Genomic DNA, 20649 nt, shown 5'->3' with positions numbered 1-20649 from the left:
ATTATGCTAGATTGTTAGTCCTCCGTCAACTGCAATCATTTGCCCAGTAATGTATTTGGATCTATTTTCCGCCAAAAAAAGTGATAATTCACTTACATCATCCGGACTTCCTACACACTGCATTGGGATAAGATTGATCATCCTGTCCTCGTCCAAATTACTTGTCATGTCTGATTCTATAAAGCCTGGGCAAACGGAATTGACCCTAACATTATACTTTGCCAACTCTTTCGCTAAAGTTTTTGTTAGCCCGTTAACCCCTGCTTTTGCCGCACCATAATTAGTCTGACCTTCAATACCTTTTATACCTGAAACCGAGGACATGTTAATAATTGAACCATAACCTTGATTGATCATATATTTCGAGACGAATTTACAACAATTGAAAGTACCGTTCAGATTTGTATCGATCACTTCTAACCAAGACTTTTGATTCATAAAAGAAATTGTTTTATCTTTATTAATTCCGGCATTATTAATCAGACAATCTATTCGTTCATGCGTGTTATATATTCGCTCGATAAATTCTTTCACAAGGCTGTATTCTCTGACATCGACCTTTATAGCTTTTGTTTCAGGGTATTTTTCTTCAATCATTTTAGCTCTCTCGACATTTCCGAAATACGTAAAATAAACAATATAATTATTATGATGAAATTTATCAATAAGTGATTGTCCTAAATCTCCGGTACCACCCGTTATAATGGCTATTTTTTTCATAATCTGATCCTCAACTAATTTTTGAATTTATTTTAATGATGCTATCGTTTCCAACTTCATTCGTCTCGATCACTAATGTTTCACCTTCCATGTCCATTGATACCAGCAACTTCAAAAACCCGGATAAAGCATTTGACATCCCGGAGCTTCGAGATATATCCAATATATTTAATTCATCGTCAAATTTTTTGCTTTTTAAATAGTTAAAAATGATTTCATCATTGCAATTATTTGAACCATAAATTAAATTTTTTGTTATTCCGTCATTTAAATCTTTTTCTAAGTTCATAATGATTTTATCTCTATTATCTTCAGTATGTTGGAAACTATTTATATTTTCTATATTTGGATGGTTATTTTCATCTTTTTCTATAATAAACGAAATTGCGCCTGTAACAGCATTTACTTTTTTTTGAAGGTTCCCTTGTTGATAAATGGATCCTGCTTCGTTTCCCTCAACAGCAGTCACAATGGCAATATCAATAACATTATTATTTATGTATGAAACTGCCATTTTCAAAGCGTCTATTCCAGAAAGATTTCCTGAAATTACAGTTGAGTTTAAGCCTGTTATTCCATAAACAATGGAAGCCCATCCGGAAATATTATTTAATACAGAACTAGAGAATTTAACCGGACTCACAAAATCCGGAGAAGCTTCATAGACATCTGTCATAAAATGATAAGCGGCATCCAAAGGGTTTAATGTACTTCCCACAAAAACACCGATTCTTTCTGGAGAATGTTCACTGTATCTGCTTCCCGCATCTGTAATTGCCTCACTTATTGATGCAATTGCTAAATTAGTTGCTTTTGTTAATGAACGGAGTCCTTTATATTTAACATACTGTTTTATATCAAAATTCTCAGGTTCAAGGATACCGTTTATCTCTACGTTATTTCTTATGCTTTCCACGCTTATTGTTTCAGAAAGGACTTTACCTCTTCCAATAATATTCATTTTACTCATCTCCATTTTTAGCAATTGTCTCTGAATTTCTTGAAAATGATGCTGGAATTGGCGCCGCCAAAAGCGTAAGAATTATTCATAGCATAATCAATAGGAAATGACCGTTTATTATTTGGAATACAATCAACATCACAATTTATATCTTTTAGTTCAAAGTTTATTGTTGGAGGTGCAACGTCTTCTTTTACAGCGTTACAACATACAATCGCTTCAAGAAGACTTGCAGCCCCCATAGAATGACCTATCATGGACTTAATTGAACTCATCGGCACTTTTTTATTAAATAATTGGTTAACTGCAAACGACTCCGCTTTATCATTAGCTTGAGTACCTGTACCATGAGCGCTGATGTAATCTACATCATCAGTTGTAATACCAGCCTTTTTTATAGCTTTTTCCATGGCTTGTATTATCCCTGTCGAATTAGGATGCGGCGCAGTGATATGATAGGCATCACATGAAACTCCATACCCTTTAACTTCTGCCAGGATATTAGCCCCTCTTTTTTGGGCGTGTTCTAATTCTTCTAATACTAAACAGCCCGCTCCTTCAGCAACAAGCATTCCATCTCTGTGAGCATCAAATGGTTTACATTCTTTTGCTGCAATAGCCTTTAATCGGTTAAACCCGTAATAAGCAATAGTCGAGAAAGGATCTTCTCCTGCTGTAAAACAGATAGATTGTTCTCCGTTTCTGATCTTTTCATAGCCTTGAATAATTGCATAATTACCTGCAGAACAAGCATTTGCAACAAGCATTGTCTCTCCTTGTAACTCAAATTCTCTGCAGGCATTTGCTAATAACGTATGCAAGAATCCTTGATCTAAAAGATGTTGAGGGCTAGCTTCTTCCAAATGACGATTATAGTCAGTTTTTTCAATGGATATTTCACCCATAGTGGTTCCAACATATAAATCTGCCATTTTATAAGTTTCAGGCTTCAATTCAGCATTTTTGATTGCATCATACATACTTGCAATTAATAATTGAGAACCTCTTCCAATTGACTTATAATCGTTAACTTTAATCCATTCAGAAGCATTGAAGTTATGAATTTGACCGCCATACTTAGGATCCAATAATTGAAGTCCGTCTTTTTGAATAGGTGAAATGCCGGACTCTCCACTCAAACAAGATCTCCAAAAATCTTTTGAATTAAGGCCTATCGAAGTAATAGCTCCTGTACCGGTTACTACAACTCTTTTCAAATTATTCATCTCCCACAAGTGTAAAGGTCAATTCTCCCGATGCGCATTTAGAATCATCTACTTTCACTTCAGCTTTCACAATTGCAGCCTTACTAATTTTCTTTATTATATTTAATGTAATAATCATTTGATCTCCCGGTACAATTGGCTTTTTAAATTTCACATTTGTGTGGTAAAGGAGAGGAAGAGTTTGTTTTGTTTCTGCTGAATTTTCGTTCTGTGAGAACAAAAGAATAGCTGCTTGAGCAATCGCTTCTGTGATATACACACCCGGAAATATCTTCTTTTCAGGGAAATGCCCTTGGAAGCACGGTTCATTTCCTGATACATTTTTCATAGCTGTTATGTAAGTTTCATTAGCCTCGATCACTCGATCTATCATTACAAAAGGGTATCTCTGCGGTAATTTCTCTAAAACCTCATCATGCGACAATGAATTCATATTATTTTTCCTTTATTCTTTCTTCAATAATTGAAATAATATTATTTACTGTGGTGAAGTTTTGTAACTCTTCTTCCGGTATTTTTATTTGAAACTCCTTTTCGACACAGGCTAAGATTTCTAAAGCCATCATTGAGTCAGCATCTAATTCTTCAACCAGATCTGTATCATCCTTTATTTCTTCTGGTTCCACTTCCAAGATTTCTGCGATCATTCCCACTAGCTTTTCTTTTTTTTCTACACTAATTAATGTTTCCAGACTCATTTAGCTCCATCCCTTTCATTAAATAAATTCCGATATATTTACTACCTTTTCGCTTACTTTCATCACGTCAAGTTTCATAGGACATTGGTATGATTTCTCTCTGTATAATCTGAAATCACCGATTTGTTTAAACCCTATTTTTTCGTACATTTTTTTAGATTTCTCTCTGCTCTGCAAGAGAAGATGAGTAATATTTTCAGAGATAATAATATCTTTCACTGTTTCAAATAGAAGGTTCATTACTTTACCTTTCATTGAAATCGTTTTAGTAAAAGATGTTTCTAACACGACTAATCTCATGACTTCTGCATATTTTTCATTCTCTTGCGGTATCAAATTATGAGTTTGTTCAACCTCTAATAATTCATCATCTTTTTTTACAATTAAAGTCATAAACCCAACTAATAAACTGCCTTCATAACAACCGATTTGGTAAGCATGATCATCAGAATGATCCTTTAATAAACCGTCCTTATAATTTTCAGCAGGCACTGATTTTTCCTGTTCAACAAAGATTTTATATCTCGTTGTATATAGTTCTTTTTTCTCTTCTTCGGTTTCTAAGATCTTTACTTTTAACATTATTACCCCTCCCTTTGTCCCGTCTCAAGATTGAATCCTGATTCTGTAACTCTTTAAAAAGTTTACTCTGTCTACGCCTTAGCTGAAGTGCATCACAGTATTTTTTGAGGTGTATCAAAAACACAACATCAGTGAAAATAGTATATTCTACCTCTATTTAACCAATATTTTCTTCTCTATATAAAAATATCAAAATATTGACTCAGATGAAATCCGTAAATCCCGCCAAAGAACTGGCGCGATGTCGCCAACTTATTATTGTTAATTGCAGGTTTTTAGAGGCGATTATCAATTTAGGCAATTTGAGTAATAAAAAAAATGAGTTATTAAGAAATAACTAACAAAAAAGAGATAGTATATTATACTTTTATCTAGATTAAAAACAAGGAAAACGATATAATATTCCATAAGGACCATATTATAGATATATATTATAAACCTTCTTACCAATGATCAGGATCTACATCATTTTAGAAATAACTAAAGCCCAAAGCAGATATCTTATATTCGATCCTTTTCTGTTTTAATTTATAACCAAAGAGAAAAACGTTTTAACACATTATTGTTACAACTACTTTTCCAATGAATGGAGTAAATCAGTTGAAAATCAAAGTATTGCTGTTAGATGATCATATGATGATGGTACAAGGTATTAAACAATTGCTAGAACACGACAGAGTTATTGAAGTAGTTAGCACTTTATCAAATCCTGCAGAGATATATGATGAAATTGACCATCATTGCCCCAATATTCTAATTATTGATATTAGGATGAAATCTTTCAATGGAATCTCCTTGACAAGAAACATTAAGAAAACATTTCCAGAGTTAAAAATTGTAATTTTATCCGGTTATGAGTATGATGAATATATATATGCAGCATACAATGCCGGAGCGGCTGCTTATGTAAAGAAAGAAAATTCAATTAATGAACTAATAACTGCAGTCAAACAATCTTTTGCAGGAAACCATGTATTTCCTCAACATTCTGTAAACCTATCTGTTGATCGCCTTACTCATAAGGAACTGGAGGTACTGAAGTTGATAGCAGAGGATAAAACAAATATGGAAATCAGTTCTGCATTAAAGTTAAGTAAAAGAACTGTAGAACGTCACATTTCTTCTATTATTCAAAAAATGGACGCCAACTCAAGAGTTGGAGCAGTGGTGAACGGAATTAAACAAGGGCTGCTGCATGTATAACTTAAGGATTAAAAAATAGCGACTTTCTTACAAATGAAAGGAGTAAAGATATTTATTATCTTTACTCCTTCTTCTTAGTAACAGTTAACTGCACCCTTAGAATAAAGCACAGCCACACACTCCACATGATTCGTATGCGGAAACATATCCACAGGCTGCACTTCGAGCGTCTGATACCCGCCATCCTCAAGCACCCGCAGGTCTCTTGCAAGCGTTCCTGGATTGCAGGACACGTACACCACCCGCTTCGGTTTCATGTCGATGATTGTCCGCAGGAGGGCTTCGTCGCAGCCTTTTCTTGGCGGGTCGACGACGAGGGTGTCGGCCGTGATGCCTTCTTCATACCATTTCGGAATGACGGTTTCCGCTTCTCCGACTGCGAATTCTGCGTTTGTGATGCCGTTCAGCTCAGCGTTGCGTTTTGCATCCTCGATGGCTTCCGGCACGATTTCGACGCCGTATACTTTCTTCGCCTGCTTCGCCAGAAATAGAGAAATCGTTCCGATGCCGCAGTAGGCGTCGATGACGGTTTCTTCCCCTTGCAGCTCCGCGTACTCAAGCGCTTTGTCGTAGAGCACTTTTGTCTGTTCCGGGTTGACCTGATAGAACGATCTGGCGGAGATGGCGAATTTGACGTCTCCGATGAGGTCGTAGATGTATTCTTCGCCCCAGATGACGTTTGTTTCGTTCCCAAAGATCACGTTTGTTTTATTTGGGTTGATGTTTTGCACGATAGATGTAACGTGCGGGAATTGCGCTGTGATGTCTTCGATGATCTTCGCTTTGTGCGGGAAATCGCTTGTTCTTGTGATGAAGACGATCATCATTTCGCCTGTGACGACGCCGTATCTGACCATGATGTGGCGGAGCCAGCCTTTGTGGCGTTCTTCGTTGTAGGCTTTGACGCCGTATGAGGTGCAAATGTCTTTGACAGCTTGAACGGCTTCGTCGTTTTTGGATTGCTGGATCAGGCAGGCGCTCATATCGATGATGTCATGGCTTCTTTGCTGATAGAATCCGGCGACGAGTCCGCCTTCTCTTTCTCCTACCGGCACCTGTGCTTTGTTTCTGTAGTTCCACGGGTCTTCCATGCCGAGCGTCGGGTGCACGGTGACTTTTGAGAGGTCCAGCTTGCCGATCCGTTCTAAGACGTCTTTGACTTGTTTCTGTTTAAACAAGAGCTGGCCTTCATAGGTCATGTGCTGAAGCTGGCAGCCTCCGCATTGCTTGTAGATCGGACACGGGGCATCCGTTCTGTGCGGGCTTTCTTCTTTCAGTTCAATCAAGCGGCCGAAAGCGAAGCCTTTTTTGACGCGTGTCACTTTGATTTGCGCTTTTTCCTCAGGCAGGGCGTTCGGCACGAAAATCGGGAAGCCCTGAACCTTTGCGACGCCCGCTCCTTCGTGCGTCAAATCCTCAAATGTCACATCATAGTATTCATTTTTTTCTATCGGGGGTTTCATTTTCATCTATAATCACCTCTAGTTTTACCAATAGCCTTGTTTCAGCGTGCTGGAAAACCTTCAAATTCAATGTCAGCCTTCAAAGGTTTCCGATCACGCTGAAAAGATGACAAAATCCTAAAACGAATACTGTTTTAGGATTTTGTCCGCGTATTAATCATCCAGCTGTTCCGCTTTCTCCTTCGGCATGATGACGTGAATATGCCGGTACAGGTTCACGAATTCGCCCGGCAGCATGCCGCCGTATTCGCCGTCCAGGTTCAGCTGCATCTTTTCTGATACATTGACTTTCACACGGTTCGCTTTTGTGTAAATAATGTGCTGATCGTTAATATGATCGCCTCTGAGCGCCATGCTCGCGACTCTGATAAACTCCGCGAGATTGGCTTTTTTCAAAATAATCAAATCAAACATGCCGTCATTCAGGCTGGAATCAGGGGCCAGCTTCTCGAATCCGCCGACCGAGTTGGTCAGCGTCACTAAAAACAGCATAATTTCGCCTTGAAACAGCTTGCCGTCATATTCAATCTCGACTTCTGTCGGTCGAAGTGAAGGCAGCATTTCCATTCCCTTTAAATAATAAGCAAGCTGGCCGAGCATCGTTTTCAGTTTGCTTGGCACATCATACGTCAGCTCCGTCAGACGGCCTCCGCCGGCGATGTTGATAAAATACTGACCGTTCACCTGTCCGATGTCGATCGGGCGGGCTACGCCGTTAATGACGGTATCAGCGGCATTCAGTATATTCTCTCTCGGAATGCCCAGCGCTCTGGCGAAGTCATTTGTCGTGCCGACCGGAATGATGCCGAGTGTCGGGCGTTTGTCTAACGGTGCAAGGCCGTTGACGACTTCATTAATCGTTCCGTCTCCGCCGGCTGCGATAATCAGGTCAAACTCCCGCAAAGCGGCTTCTTTTGCGGCGTTGGTGGCATCCCCCGCGCATGTGGTGGCATGGGTAGAGGTTTCATAACCGGCTTGTTCAAATTTTTGCAGGACCTGGGCAAGATTTTTCTTAAAAAGCTCCCGTCCTGAAGTCGGATTGTATATTATGCGTGCACGTTTCATTATCTCATCATCCTACTTAAGAGTATCCGATCCATTATTAACACTAACAACCTTTAATTATACTATGACTTGAGAAAATCGCAACAATATGTACAGGAATTGCCAGAAGAAAAAAGGGCCCGGCTCCGTTTAAGGAGCCAAGGCCCGCTGTCTTACTCTTCTTCCGTTCCAGGTTTTTTCTTACGGAATTTCGCTAATACTTCATATACGATCGGCACAATCAGCAGGGTAAGCAGAGTCGAACTGATTAAACCGCCGATAACAGTGACACCGAGTCCTTTAGAAATGACCTGGCTTCCGCCTTCGAAGCCCAATGCCAATGGAAGCAGGGCGCCGATTGTCGCGATCGCCGTCATCAGAATCGGACGCAATCTCGTAGAGCCGGCTTCCAGGAGCGCTTCTCTCGTCGATAAGCCTTCCGCTTCTTTATGGATGACGCGGTCAATTAAGACAATCGCATTTGTGACGACGATTCCGATCAGCATCAGCATACCGATCATGGCATTCAGACTGATCGTCTCTCCGGATACATACAGTCCGGCTAATGCGCCGATGACTGTAAACGGAAGCGAGAACAGAATCGCAAACGGCGCTAATGCTCCGCCGAACGTGATCACAAGAACGAGGTATACGATGGCGATTGCGGCAAGCATTGCTAAGCCGAGTTTCGTAAAGGAATCAGCAATATCCGCTGATACACCGCCGGTATCAATCGATACATTGTCCGGGTGATCCAGTTTGTCAACTTTCTTTTGAACGGCTGATGACACCTTCGTGACGTTGTCAGAAGTGACGGTTGCCGTTACGTCAGCGTACACTTTGCCGTCGCGTTTGGAAATGGTATCGGATGTCGTGCCGTTTTTCACTTTCGCCACATCGCCGATTTTTACTTCTTGGCCTGCAGGCGATGTGATGGTTTTATCCTCTAATTCTTTTACACTCTTATACTGGTCTTTTTCTGTTTTGATGTTGACGTCAAGCTCTTTGCCGTCCTTTTTCACCGTTGTCAAAGGAGACTGTGACGTTTGGGACATCAGGGCTTGGGAGATTTGCGAAGCCGTCAGGCCCTGCTTGCTGAGTTTCTCCTGGTCAGCGACGAACGTGTACTCATCATATGTGCTGGAAAGGCCTGAGTTGATGTCTTTCAGATCCTTCTGCTTTTTCATGATGCCTTCGATGTCTTTGACCGTGCCTTTAATATCAGACTCTGAATCTCCGTACACATAGTACGTTAATTCGTTGTTGTTGCCTGACGAACTGAAATTTTGTGATTTCCATTCGCCGCGGCTGGATGTTTTTTTGATTTCTTTTAAGACATTGTCTTTTTCTTTGTCAAAATCAGGCGTGTCATCCTCGTATTTCACGTAGAACAATGCGCCGTTTGAGCTTCCGCCGAGCGGACTTTGCGAGCCTAAAGAATACTGAACGGTATCGACATGTTTGCGTTTAAGCAGCATGTCTTCCGCTTTTTGCGCAGCTTTTTCAGCTTCGCTTTTCGTTTCGCCCGGTTCAGGCGTGTATGTGAGCTGCATCGTTTTGTCCGCTTGCGCAGGCAGGTAGCTCGCGCCGATCAGAGGTACGAGGAACAAACTGCCGACAAGCATCAGAACCGCGATGATAGATGTAATCCATTTATGTCTTAATGACCAATTCAGCACTTTTTTATAGAAATTGGCCAATCTGCCCGGCTTATGCTCTTTCGCTTTAACAGGCGCGCCTGTGAGCGATTTTTTGAATAAGCTGTGCGCAAGCATCGGCACCAGTGTGATCGAAATCAACAGCGATGCGGCAAGCGCGAAGACGATTGTTAATGCAAACGGCATAAACAGTTCGCCGATCTGTCCGCCGACCATGGCAAGCGGCAGGAATACGGCAATGGTTACGATCGTTGATGACATGATCGGTTTAAACATTTCTTTCGTCGCTTCACGCACCAATTGCTTCCCGCGTAAAGGTTCATCTTTCAGCCTCATGCGGCGGTAAATGTTTTCGATCACGACAATCGAGTCGTCGACTACCCGTCCGATGGCGACCGTCATCGCACCGAGCGTCATTATGTTCAATGTGACATCAAGCTGATTCAGCACAAGAAGCGCAATCAGCAGTGACAGCGGGATGGAAACGATAGAAATCATCGTTGATTTAATATCTCTTAAGAATAAGAGAATGATCACGACCGCAAAAATCGCGCCGAAAATCGCTTTGCTTAACATCGTATCCACCGACTCTGTAATCGGCTCTGCCATATCAAGAGTCGAGCTGTACTTGAACCCTTTATGGTCTTTTTTGTATTGATTCAGTTCATCTTTAATCGCATCGGCCACTTCTACCGTGTTGGCGTCATTGGCTTTTACGATATTAATTCCGATGCTGTCCTTTCCGTTCGTGCGGGAAATGGATTCAGCTTTTTTCACATCTTTAATGTCGGCAATGTCAGAAAGCTTGACTGTCGGCACCCCTGCTGCCTCGCTTTGCTGTGCCTGCTGCATAGCCTGAGCGTCCGCCGCAGATGCCGCACCGGCTCCGCCCGCTTGACCTTGAGCGGCAGAAGAAGATGTGACCGGAATTCTCATATCTTTCAGATCTTTAATTGACGTAATATCTCCGTTAACGACAACTGATTTTTCTTTGTTGCCGAACGTGTACAATCCAAGCGGCGTATTGACGTCAGAGCCTTGGATCACTTTCTTGACGGTATCTTCATCAAGTCCGTACTCTTTCATTTTTTTGTCTTTGAAAGAGAATTCCACCTGCTCTTCCTGCTGTCCGGAAACTTGCACAGACGCAACGCCCTGAATGCCTTCAAGCTTAGGAACGAGAGTGTTTTCCACATTTTTGGTCAGGTCTTCAAGCGAGCTTTTGCCGCTTGTCACACTGAGCGTCAAAATCGGGAAAGAGTTGAGGCTGTAACGGGAAATGTCAGGTTTTTTCGCGTCGTCAGGAAGGCTGACACTGTCCAGCGCTTCAGCGACTTCGGTTTTCGCCTTGTCCATATCCTTGTTGTAATCATATTCAATCATAACCGATGAGACGTTTTCAGAGGATGTGGACGTTACGACGCTCACTCCTTCTAAATTCTGGACCGCCTGCTCGATCGGTTTTGTCACGTCATCCGCAACTTGACTCGGAGCAGCTCCGGGATAAGTCGTATTTACTGAAAGGTAAGGCATGTTGACGTCCGGTATGGATTCCTGCTTCATATTCATACCGGCATACAGCCCTGCTACAGTAACGATAATCGTCATCAGCCAAACTGCGAATTTGTTCTTCAGTACAAAGTTAATAATGTGGTTCATCATGTCCTCCGTTAATTTTTATTGACTGACTGGTCATTCTATATAATACTAAACGGTATAACTCAACATCGTCAACTAATAAGGCAGTAAATTTTTCTAAATTTTTCAGGATTAAGGGGAAGCACGTCATGAACGAAAAAAAAGAGAAAATCATAAAAACAGGCATCCATTTATTTGCCAAAAAAGGGTTTTCTTCAACAACCATTCAGGAAATCGCCGGTGAATGCGGAATTTCAAAAGGGGCCTTCTATCTCCATTTCAAATCAAAAGAAGACCTTTTGCTCTCAGCATGTGAGTATTACATCGGCATGTCTATGGAAGAAATAAAGAAAATTAAAACAGAACATCAGCATAAACCGCCTAAGGACGTATTCCGAAAACAAATCGCATATCAATTCCAGGAATTTATGGAACACAAGGACTTTATCATCCTCTTGCTGAGCGAAAAGGTCATTCCTGAAAATCAAAAGGTCAAACAGTATTTTCATGAGGCCAATATTCAATTTAACATGCTGTATCGGGATGCGTTGCTCTCCGTTTACGGAGATGCCGTCACACCGTTTTTAGCGGATGCGTCCGTTATGGCGCAAGGAATTGTGAGCTCCTATATTCATTTCTTGATTTTTAATGAACATACGGCATTCCGGACGGAAAACGTGGCGGCCTTTCTGATTGCCAGAATCGATGATCTGATTACGGGGCTGATAAGAGACAATCCCGATCCGCTGCTGCCTGAGGATATCTTCACTCAGCCCGCGGCGGACAGAGAAAGACTGCTTGCGGATATTCAAAAGATAAAAGCACAGCAGGAGCTGCCTGAGGACGTCCTCGTATCGCTTGAAGTCATTGAAGAGGAATGTGCAAAGGAAGAGCCGCGAAAACCGATTATTAAAGGAATGCTGTCCAACTTGGCAGGCAGCGGAAATGAGCAGATTGAAACGCTGCGGGCTTCCATTGAAACCTATTTCATCTTATAAAAAAAGAGACCGGCGCTTACCGGTCTCCGTGTCAGCAGCGCCCTTAGAGGCGGCTGCTTTTTTTTATCGTTTTTTGATTTCTTCAAGTAAGATCTTGTTGACCATCGGCGGGTTGGCCTGTCCTTTGGAGGCTTTCATAATCTGCCCGACAAGGAAGCCGATCGCGCGGTCTTTTCCGTTTTTGAAGTCTTCAATTGACTGCGGGTTGCTGTCAAGCGCATCTGTTACCAGCTTCAGAAGCACGCTTTCGTCAGAAATCTGCACGAGGCCTTTTTCTTTGACGATTTTTTCTGCGTCGCCGCCTTTTTCAATTAATTCTTTAAAGACTTTCTTCGCGATTTTAGACGAGATGGTTCCTTTTTCAATCAGCTTAATCATGCCGGCAAGGCCTTCAGGAGTCAGTGCGACATCCTCAAGCTCTTTTTGTTCGGCGTTCAGGTAAGCTGAGACTTCACCCATCAGCCAGTTTGATGCCTGCTTGGCTTCTGCGCCTTTATTGACCGTTTCTTCGAAGAAATCAGCCATTTCTTTCGTCAGCGTCAGAACCATTGCGTCATAAGCAGGCAGACCGAGCTCTTCGATATAACGCTTGCGGCGCTCGTCCGGAAGCTCAGGAATGGTTGCTCTTACGCGTTCTTTCCATTCGTCATCAATGTAGAGCTCGACAAGGTCAGGCTCAGGGAAATAGCGATAGTCGTCCGAACCTTCTTTGACACGCATCAAAATGGTTTTTTTCGTCGCTTCATCATAGCGGCGCGTCTCCTGCTGAATGACTCCGCCTGACAGAAGCACCTGCTCTTGGCGTTTCTCTTCATGCTCAAGTCCTTTTTGCACGAACGCGAAGGAGTTCAGGTTTTTCAGCTCCGTTTTTGTGCCGAATTTCTCCTGGCCGATCGGACGGAGGGAAATGTTGGCGTCACAGCGCAGTGAACCTTCTTCCATTTTACAGTCGGAAACGCCTGTGTATTGGATAATTGATTTCAGCTTTTCGAGATATGCGTAAGCTTCCTCCGGTGTACGGATATCCGGCTCAGATACAATCTCGACAAGCGGCGTGCCCTGGCGGTTGAAGTCAACGAGAGAATAGCCGTCGCCCGTATGCGTCAGTTTTCCCGCATCTTCTTCAAGGTGAAGACGGGTAATGCCGATTTTTTTCGTTTTTCCGCCGACTTCAATTTCGATCCAGCCGTTTTCGCCGATCGGCTTGTCAAATTGAGAAATTTGATATGCCTTCGGGTTATCCGGGTAGAAATAGTTTTTCCGGTCAAACTTCGTATCCGTTGCGATTTCGCAGTTCAAAGCCATTGCGGCTTTCATCGCGAATTCGACCGCTTCTTTGTTCAAAACGGGCAGCACGCCGGGATAGCCGAGGTCGATGACGCTCGTTTGGGTATTCGCTTCCGCGCCGAATGGCGTCGGTGAGCTTGAGAAAATTTTAGATTTTGTTTTTAATTCCACATGGACTTCAAGTCCGATTACCGTTTCAAAGTTCACTTCATTTCACCCCTTACAGTTCAGGTTTCGCTTTATGATGATCTGTTGCCTGCTCAAAAGCATGAGCGACGCGGTATACAGTGCCTTCATCGAAGTGTTTTCCGATGATTTGCAGTCCGAGCGGCAGTCCGTCCGCAAATCCGCACGGCACGCTGATTCCCGGCACACCCGCGAGGTTGACAGGGATCGTTAAAATATCGTTGGCGTACATTGTGAGCGGATCGCTGGTTTTTTCGCCGATTTTGAATGCCGGTGTCGGCGTTGTCGGTCCGACGATGACATCGTATTTCTCAAATACGTCTTCAAAATCTTTCTTAATAAGCGTGCGCACTTTTTGCGCTTTTTTGTAATACGCGTCATAGTAGCCGGAGCTGAGCGCGAAGGTGCCGAGCATGATGCGGCGCTTCACTTCATTGCCGAAGCCTTCAGAGCGTGTCTGTTTATAAAGGTCGATCAGGTTGTCCGCATTGTCTGAGCGGTAGCCGTAGCGGATGCCGTCAAAGCGCGCAAGGTTTGCAGACGCTTCGGAAGAAGACAGCAGATAATACGTCGCAAGCGCGTATTTGCTGTGCGGCAGAGATACTTCTTCCCATGTCGCTCCGAGGTCTTCAAGCACTTTTAAAGCGGCTAAAACCGATTCTTTCGCTTCTTTGCCGACGCCTTCTCCGAGATATTCTTTCGGTACGGCGATTTTTAAGCCTTTAATATCGCCAGTTAATGAAGAAAGAAAGTCCGGCACTTCGACATTGGCGCTCGTAGAGTCCATTTTGTCCGGGCCTGAAATCGCCTGAAGCAGGAATGCGTTATCTTCTACGGTTCTTGTGATCGGCCCGATCTGGTCCAGTGAAGACGCAAAAGCGACCAAACCGTAACGCGACACGCGTCCGTATGTAGGCTTTAATCCGACGACGCCGCAGAAAGAAGCCGGCTGGCGGATGGAGCCGCCCGTATCAGATCCGAGTGAAAACGGCACTTCGCCCGCGGCAACCGCAGCTGCGGAACCGCCGCTTGATCCGCCGGGAACCGTATCGAGATTCCAAGGGTTTTTCGTCGCTTTGTACGCGGAGTTTTCAGTAGAAGAACCCATCGCGAACTCGTCCATATTCAGCTTTCCGATCGTTACGGCTTCAGCGGCTTGAAGGCGCTCCACAACCGTCGCATCGTAAATCGGATCGAAGTTTTCGAGGATTTTGCTTGAGCATGTTGTGCGAAGCCCTTTGGTCACGATGTTGTCTTTGACGCCGATCGGCATTCCGAAGAGAAGACCGTGTTCAGACCGTCCGTCAACCGCTTCGTCAAGTTCTTTCGCGTAAGCGCGGGCTCTTTCTTCATCAAGCTGTAAAAACGCCTGCACCTTATCATCCACGGATGCGATCCGTTTGTAAGATTCATCAACAAGATCGGAAATCTTGATTTCTTTTTTATGTATCATTTGTTTCAGTTCTGTGATTTTGTGATCAAATAATGACATACTGTCTCCCTCCTTTAATCCAGAATAGATGGCACACGGACATAGCCGTCTTTATGATCGGGAGCATTTTTCATGACATCCTCGACCGGAAGGCCTTTACCCGCTTCATCTTCTCTCATTACGTTTTTCATTTTCAGCACGTGTGTTGTCGGTTCCACGTTATCCGTGTCCACTTCATTAAGCTCCTCGGCAAACGAGATGATGCTGTCAAGCTGTTCTGTGAACATTTCAGCTTCTTCATCCGTAATGGCGAGTCTCGCCAAATGAGCGACATGCTTTACTTCTTCTATAGAAATTCGTGACATAAGATCCACCTCCGCATAATTCTCCGTTTCGTCATATAATACTGATCATATCAAAAACGAGCCCTCTAAAGCAACAAAACGCCGCCTTCTGAGGCATGATGAAACCCTCTCTATTTTATCCTAAATCGGGGAGAAAGAGAAACGAATTATATGTCAGAAAATTTTTACTTTTATAATTTATTGGTAGCGTTTTCATCTCTAAGCTGTTCTATGTTGGCGGGGATTTTTTCCTTGAGCGGGCCAGGTTTCGAGAGTTGATTGATCGGGGATACTTTGTTAGGTTTAGTAACCATAGCCAGCACTAAATCATGCGATCCGCATGGAATGACGACTAAAGGCTGGATCGCCGGCGCATATTCCGGCACTACTAATCTACAGAGGTGATGCAACATTTACATGAAAGAAGAGAGGGTCCAAAAACGTGAGTATTGAACTAATTATATCTCTTGGCATTTACTTTGCTGCCATGCTGTTAATCGGCTGGTACGCATTCAGGAAGACAACGAATATTAATGATTACATGCTGGGCGGAAGAGGACTCGGCCCGTTCGTAACGGCACTGTCCGCAGGTGCGGCCGATATGAGCGCATGGATGCTGATGGGAGTTCCCGGCGCAATGTTCGCAACGGGGTTATCGACCTTATGGCTGGCGCTCGGTTTGACGATCGGCGCGTATTCAAATTATCTGCTGCTTGCTCCGAGGCTGCGCGCTTACACGGAAGTTGCGGATGATGCGATTACGATTCCCGATTTTTTCGATAAACGGTTCCGCCACTCGTCATCATTGCTGAAAATTGTTTCCGCCGTGATTATTATGATCTTTTTCACACTGTACACATCGTCCGGGATGGTATCCGGAGGCAGGTTATTTGAATCGGCATTCGGCGCCGACTACAAATTCGGTTTGTTTTTAACGGCCGGTGTTGTTGTGCTTTACACGCTGTTTGGCGGTTTCCTCGCTGTCAGTCTGACTGACTTTGTACAGGGAGCGATCATGTTTGCGGCATTAGTGCTTGTGCCGATCGTTGCTTTTACCCAGCTCGGGAGCGTTTCAACGACGATTGATTCGATCAACGCCGTTAACCCGAAACTATTGGATATCTTTAAAGGCGCGAGCGTCATTAGCATTATTTCTTATTTGGCATGGGGACTCGGCTATTACGGCCAGCCTCATATCATCGTACGATTTATGGCGATTAAAGAAGTGAAAGATTTAAAACCCGCCCGCAGAATCGGGATGAGCTGGATGGTTATTTCAGTTGTCGGTTCATTGCTTACCGGGATTATCGGGGTTGCGTATTCTCATCACTTCGGAGTCTCCGTAAAAGATCCGGAAACGATTTTCATTATTTTTTCTAAAATCTTGTTCCATCCGCTGATTACGGGCTTCTTGCTGTCCGCGATTTTAGCGGCGATCATGAGTTCCATTTCCTCACAGCTTCTCGTAACGGCAAGCGCCATTACGGAAGATTTATACCGCGCCTTTTTCAGACGGGAAGCGAGCGATAAAGAATTGGTCATGACCGGACGCCTGTCGGTATTGATCGTGGCCGTTATCGCCATTTTGCTTTCCATGAATCCGAACAGCACCATTCTTGATCTGGTCGGATATGCGTGGGCAGGCTTCGGTTCGGCTATCGGCCCGGCGCTCTTGCTCAGTCTGTACTGGAAACGGATGAATGAATGGGGAGCGCTTGCGGCGATGATTACCGGGGCCGCGGCCGTTTTAATCTGGATCACGACAGGGCTTGCCGCTTCAACCGGCGTATACGAAATCATTCCGGGGTTCTTCCTCAGTCTGATTGCCGGTATTGCCGTCAGCCTGCTGACCAAAAAACCGGCCGATGCTTCTTATCAGCTGTTCAGCCGGATGGAAGCTCTTTTGAAAAACAAGAAATAGACAAAAAGCCGTCAGATTTTATCCCTGACGGCTTTTTTCTTCCGCACTTGTCCTGCTATAAATACTGTGAGAAAATCATATCAATTTATTATAAGAAAAATTGCGGAGGTGCTGTGCAAATTGAGCTGGCCTATCGAACCAGAGATTTTATTAAAGCTGGGCATTGCCACGCTGATCGGCATGATCATCGGTCTTGAACGCGAGCTGAAAAACAAACCGCTCGGACTGAAAACCTGTATCGTCATCGCCGTCAGCTCCTGTATGCTGACGATCGTCAGCATTAATGCGGCATATCATTTCCCAAAATATTACCGAATCATGATGGATCCGCTCCGCCTTCCCGCCCAAATCATTTCCGGCGTCGGTTTTATCGGCGCGGGCGTGATCCTGCGTAAAAGCAATGACGTCATATCCGGCCTGACGACATCGGCCATCATCTGGGGCGCAGCCGGGCTCGGTCTGGCTACAGGCGCCGGCTTTTATAAAGAGGCGTTCGCAAGCCTCTTGTTTATCCTGATCAGCGTCGAATTTCTTCCGTGGCTGATCAGAAAAATCGGTCCCAACCGCTTGAAGGAAAAAGATATCCGCGTGAGAATGTCTCTTTCCGATAAAGACAAAATGACCGAGATTTTAAAGGAAATGAAAAGCAAACAGCTCCGCATTCACTCCGTCCGGATTGATGATCTGGGCGAAAAAGAATTTCCGATTATGGAAGTGAAAGTCAGTGTTCATAAAAACCGCTACACCACTGACGTCTATTATGATATTAAAGAAATTCAAGGTGTCGTCGGAGTGAAGTGTGATACGTTATAAAAAACGCCGGGCTGGATTCAGCCGGCGTTTTTCTATTTATACGAATGTAGAAAAGTTATACTCCGTAATCGGGGTTTCATTTTCGATATCGCGCCTGAAGGTTTTCAGCATCTCAAGTTCCTCGTCCCCGAGTGAATTGAGGTCAAACGCCTGATGCAATAATCCGTAGATCAACATATGGCGCAGCCGGAGGAAATCCGGGATGTGTTCAAGCCATGCGGGGTCAAGGTCATTTTCTTCCCTGTAGCCTTTCATAAAGTGAGTCATGAATTCACCCGTAAACGCGGCCTTGTCTTCATACGGGATGACCGGATACCACAACATGTTGTACAGCAGAATACTGATATCATTCACAAACCAATTGTAGCCGATATCATCAAAATCAAATGCAGTGATTTTTCCATTGTCCCAATTGAAATTGCCGTGGTGCAGATCGGCGTGCACAAGGCCGTAGTTTTCAGGGTTCTTCGGCAAACGGCGCAGTTTTTCCATTAGAGCATCCGCCCGCTCAAATACGAGATGCTGATCTGCGGGTACGTATTTTCTCAGCTTCAGCTGCTCCTCTTCATCCCATTCCTGCCTTTTATATAACGGATCACTCAGACGGTAGCTTTTCGTCAGCCGGTGCATGTTCCCCGTGTACTTTCCAAGCTCGTAAAACAGAGTTCCGTTCCAGTCTGATTCCTCCACTTTGCGTCCGGGCGCTTTTTCATAGACTCTTACTAAAAACGCTCCGCCTTTTCCATCCGGCACTTCTTCGACATCTTTGCCATTTAATGAAGGAATCGGCTTTGCTGCTGAAAGCCCTCCCTTTGCCAGATGATGAAGCCATTCCATTTCTCCGAGAATATATTCCGGTGTTCTTCTGATCGTATGCGTAATTTTTAAAATATAAGGTTCGTTATCTTTCACAATTTCATATACGTAGTTCTCTGCGTCCGCAATAAATTGAAACTTGGTAAAGCCGTATATTTCACCTGCTTCAGCGAGCACCTTATCTTCCTCAAAAATCGCTTTAATATCTTTATGCATGCTGATTCACCCTTTTCATAACGTTTGTAGGCGGTGTGTGTACTCAGCAAATGTCATTCATCAACATTCCTGCCCTTCTTTTTTCACAGCAGATTAGTAACATCCGCTTAGAATGAAATGTGTTTTCCTGTTAATTCCTAATTATACAAATATCTTAACATACCTCATTTCCTCGCTCCAACGATATCACAATAAAAAAAACCCTTGCTCATACAGAAATGAACAAGGGCATCTTGGTTAATCGTAAATATGGACGGTCGGTTCTTTGTCACCCGCATTGCGGACGATCAGCGCTTCCTGCCCGTCAGACGAGGTAATGTTAATTTCGACATCAACTGAGCCTTTTGAATAATAATCCATCAGCTCACCTGTTAAGTATTGGGTAAAGGCGATGACTTCGCTTTTCCCGTAAAATTGCATCGGGATTTCAATTTTCATTTTTCTCATTTCATCGTTTTCGTACATTGCCGTTCCGACGACTCCGGTGTAATTCGGGAAGTAGCTGTCGATGGCGTTTTTGAAGCGTTTAAATACTTCGGAATCATCAGGGTATTTCTTTGCCGTGTCTGTATCCGCCGGATAGAAGACGTACTTTTCTTTGACATCATCCCAGTTTGAAATGGTGGATGAGCCGGCTTTGACTTCAGTTTTTGCAATGTAATTCCCCGGTACGATTGATGTTTTCGGCGCTTGTTTATAAAGGGCGACGGTAATCGGCACATTTTTCAGGTTATCCATTTTCCGAAGGCGGTTAACGACTTCCTGGGCGATTTCTTCACCGTGGCTGCGGATCGTTTTGTCACTGAGCTCCACTTCCTGCTGCGGATCACCTGTGTTTTCACGGTAATAGTATACAGAGTTGAGAGCGAGACCGATCATGATACCGCCAAGCTGGATGGAATTTTTATCTTTTCTTACTAAGTAATCCTGCTCAAGCATGGACGCTAAGTAAATCGGGCTGTTTTCATTTTTCTCTTTTGCCGATCCCGAGCTTGGCAGCACGGGGTTTAAGCCGAGATTCTGGAAATTGGCGTCTGCCTTTTTCGCCTTTTTCAGATCACTGCCCTCTTTTTTGCGGTCAAGCCAGCTGAGTACCGTGTCCTCATCTAAATACTGGCCTTCCTGATACAAATAGTCATCCGTCGGGAACGTGTCTTGAGCGAGCCGCATCAGACCCGTCTCGAATTCATCGATGTCCAGCCTCGTGTTCAGCCGGTCCGCGGTCAGGCCGCGCGCTTTTCCGGCCTTAAACGGAAGCACCATTTTATAGTAGGAATCAGAGATATTATATTTCGGTATGATCGCTTTTTCAGAAGACTTTGCCGTTTTCTGCGTGATCTCTTCCTCTTTGTTCCCCCCGAAACTCGGCGAACAGGCCGACAGCATGAGTACTGCCGCCGTTGCCGTCGCCGCCAATGCCAACATCTTTTTCAATAGAAAACA

At 43.9% G+C, this 20649-nt stretch carries 18 protein-coding genes; 4 read left to right on the top strand and 14 right to left on the bottom strand.

Features of this window, described 5'->3' with window-relative positions:
* Positions 1-6 precede the first annotated feature (6 nt).
* The 6 genes from JNUCC21_RS03560 to JNUCC21_RS03535 are packed head-to-tail and all read right to left on the bottom strand — an operon-like array spanning position 7 to position 4187.
* On the bottom strand, positions 7-720 hold the full coding sequence (locus JNUCC21_RS03560) for an SDR family oxidoreductase (protein WP_015239335.1): 714 nt from the start codon (positions 718-720) through the stop codon (positions 7-9).
* A 10-nt stretch (positions 721-730) separates the two neighbouring features.
* The gene (locus JNUCC21_RS03555; RefSeq protein WP_015239334.1) at positions 731-1681 is read right to left on the bottom strand and encodes a beta-ketoacyl synthase N-terminal-like domain-containing protein; all 951 of its coding nucleotides are present in this window, start codon (positions 1679-1681) and stop codon (positions 731-733) included.
* A 17-nt stretch (positions 1682-1698) separates the two neighbouring features.
* Entirely contained in the window at positions 1699-2898 is a 1200-nt protein-coding gene (locus JNUCC21_RS03550) for a beta-ketoacyl synthase (RefSeq protein WP_015239333.1), read from the bottom strand.
* Position 2899: 1 nt separating this feature from the next.
* Positions 2900-3340 (bottom strand): 3-hydroxyacyl-ACP dehydratase FabZ, encoded by a 441-nt coding sequence (gene fabZ, locus JNUCC21_RS03545; protein WP_015239332.1) that lies wholly within the window; start codon positions 3338-3340, stop codon positions 2900-2902.
* 1 nt (position 3341) lies between these two features.
* Positions 3342-3605, bottom strand: coding sequence for an acyl carrier protein (locus JNUCC21_RS03540; RefSeq protein ID WP_015239331.1), 264 nt, complete (start codon positions 3603-3605; stop codon positions 3342-3344).
* 18 nt (positions 3606-3623) lie between these two features.
* Positions 3624-4187, bottom strand: coding sequence for a hypothetical protein (locus JNUCC21_RS03535; RefSeq protein ID WP_015239330.1), 564 nt, complete (start codon positions 4185-4187; stop codon positions 3624-3626).
* A gap of 600 nt (positions 4188-4787) precedes the next feature.
* Between JNUCC21_RS03535 and JNUCC21_RS03530 the strand changes: the two genes are divergently transcribed.
* Positions 4788-5390: a response regulator transcription factor gene (locus JNUCC21_RS03530; protein ID WP_015239329.1), complete on the top strand. Its 603-nt coding sequence runs from the start codon at positions 4788-4790 to the stop codon at positions 5388-5390.
* A 74-nt stretch (positions 5391-5464) separates the two neighbouring features.
* On the opposite strand, the gene rlmD is transcribed toward JNUCC21_RS03530, so the two are convergent.
* From rlmD to JNUCC21_RS03515, 3 genes are all read right to left on the bottom strand, one after another.
* Positions 5465-6859 carry a 23S rRNA (uracil(1939)-C(5))-methyltransferase RlmD gene (gene rlmD / locus JNUCC21_RS03525; RefSeq protein ID WP_369878568.1) on the bottom strand — a complete coding sequence of 465 codons (1395 nt, stop codon included), beginning with the start codon at positions 6857-6859 and terminating at the stop codon, positions 5465-5467.
* A gap of 147 nt (positions 6860-7006) precedes the next feature.
* On the bottom strand, positions 7007-7918 hold the full coding sequence (locus JNUCC21_RS03520; RefSeq protein WP_015239327.1) for a diacylglycerol kinase: 912 nt from the start codon (positions 7916-7918) through the stop codon (positions 7007-7009).
* A 152-nt stretch (positions 7919-8070) separates the two neighbouring features.
* The gene (locus JNUCC21_RS03515) at positions 8071-11214 is read right to left on the bottom strand and encodes an efflux RND transporter permease subunit (protein WP_072588871.1); all 3144 of its coding nucleotides are present in this window, start codon (positions 11212-11214) and stop codon (positions 8071-8073) included.
* Between the two features lie 128 nt (positions 11215-11342).
* On the opposite strand from JNUCC21_RS03515, the gene JNUCC21_RS03510 reads away from it, so the two are divergent.
* Positions 11343-12191: a TetR/AcrR family transcriptional regulator gene (locus tag JNUCC21_RS03510; protein ID WP_124934888.1), complete on the top strand. Its 849-nt coding sequence runs from the start codon at positions 11343-11345 to the stop codon at positions 12189-12191.
* A 63-nt stretch (positions 12192-12254) separates the two neighbouring features.
* Here the strand turns inward: JNUCC21_RS03510 and gatB are convergent, their stop codons facing one another.
* The 3 genes from gatB to gatC are packed head-to-tail and all read right to left on the bottom strand — an operon-like array spanning position 12255 to position 15461.
* Complete coding sequence (gene gatB, locus JNUCC21_RS03505; RefSeq protein ID WP_003155730.1) at positions 12255-13685, bottom strand: Asp-tRNA(Asn)/Glu-tRNA(Gln) amidotransferase subunit GatB; 1431 nt, start codon at positions 13683-13685, stop codon at positions 12255-12257.
* Positions 13686-13698: 13 nt separating this feature from the next.
* On the bottom strand, positions 13699-15156 hold the full coding sequence (gene gatA, locus JNUCC21_RS03500; RefSeq protein ID WP_007408915.1) for an Asp-tRNA(Asn)/Glu-tRNA(Gln) amidotransferase subunit GatA: 1458 nt from the start codon (positions 15154-15156) through the stop codon (positions 13699-13701).
* Positions 15157-15170: 14 nt separating this feature from the next.
* Complete coding sequence (gatC, locus tag JNUCC21_RS03495; protein WP_003155732.1) at positions 15171-15461, bottom strand: Asp-tRNA(Asn)/Glu-tRNA(Gln) amidotransferase subunit GatC; 291 nt, start codon at positions 15459-15461, stop codon at positions 15171-15173.
* A gap of 421 nt (positions 15462-15882) precedes the next feature.
* Here gatC and putP point away from each other — a divergent pair, with 421 nt between their 5' ends.
* Both putP and JNUCC21_RS03485 read left to right on the top strand, forming a co-directional pair.
* A complete protein-coding gene (gene putP / locus JNUCC21_RS03490) occupies positions 15883-17361 on the top strand; it encodes a sodium/proline symporter PutP (protein WP_007408914.1) in 1479 nt (492 codons plus the stop codon).
* 120 nt (positions 17362-17481) lie between these two features.
* Positions 17482-18174, top strand: a complete 693-nt coding sequence (locus tag JNUCC21_RS03485) for an MgtC/SapB family protein (protein ID WP_061581503.1) — start codon at positions 17482-17484, stop codon at positions 18172-18174.
* A gap of 36 nt (positions 18175-18210) precedes the next feature.
* Here JNUCC21_RS03485 and JNUCC21_RS03480 read toward each other — a convergent pair whose 3' ends face one another.
* Together JNUCC21_RS03480 and JNUCC21_RS03475 are read right to left on the bottom strand one after the other, a co-directional pair.
* Positions 18211-19206 carry a phosphotransferase enzyme family protein gene (locus JNUCC21_RS03480; RefSeq protein WP_369878567.1) on the bottom strand — a complete coding sequence of 332 codons (996 nt, stop codon included), beginning with the start codon at positions 19204-19206 and terminating at the stop codon, positions 18211-18213.
* Between the two features lie 237 nt (positions 19207-19443).
* A complete protein-coding gene (locus JNUCC21_RS03475) occupies positions 19444-20640 on the bottom strand; it encodes a CamS family sex pheromone protein (RefSeq protein ID WP_015416980.1) in 1197 nt (398 codons plus the stop codon).
* Between the last annotated feature and the right edge of the window lie 9 nt (positions 20641-20649).

It is taken from the genome of Bacillus sp. JNUCC-21, from assembly GCF_041222765.1.
In the GTDB taxonomy this organism is placed as follows: Bacteria; Bacillota; Bacilli; order Bacillales; family Bacillaceae; genus Bacillus; species Bacillus velezensis.
The sequence above is the reverse complement of the archived record's forward strand: the minus strand, read 5'-3'. Positions and strand labels throughout refer to the sequence as shown.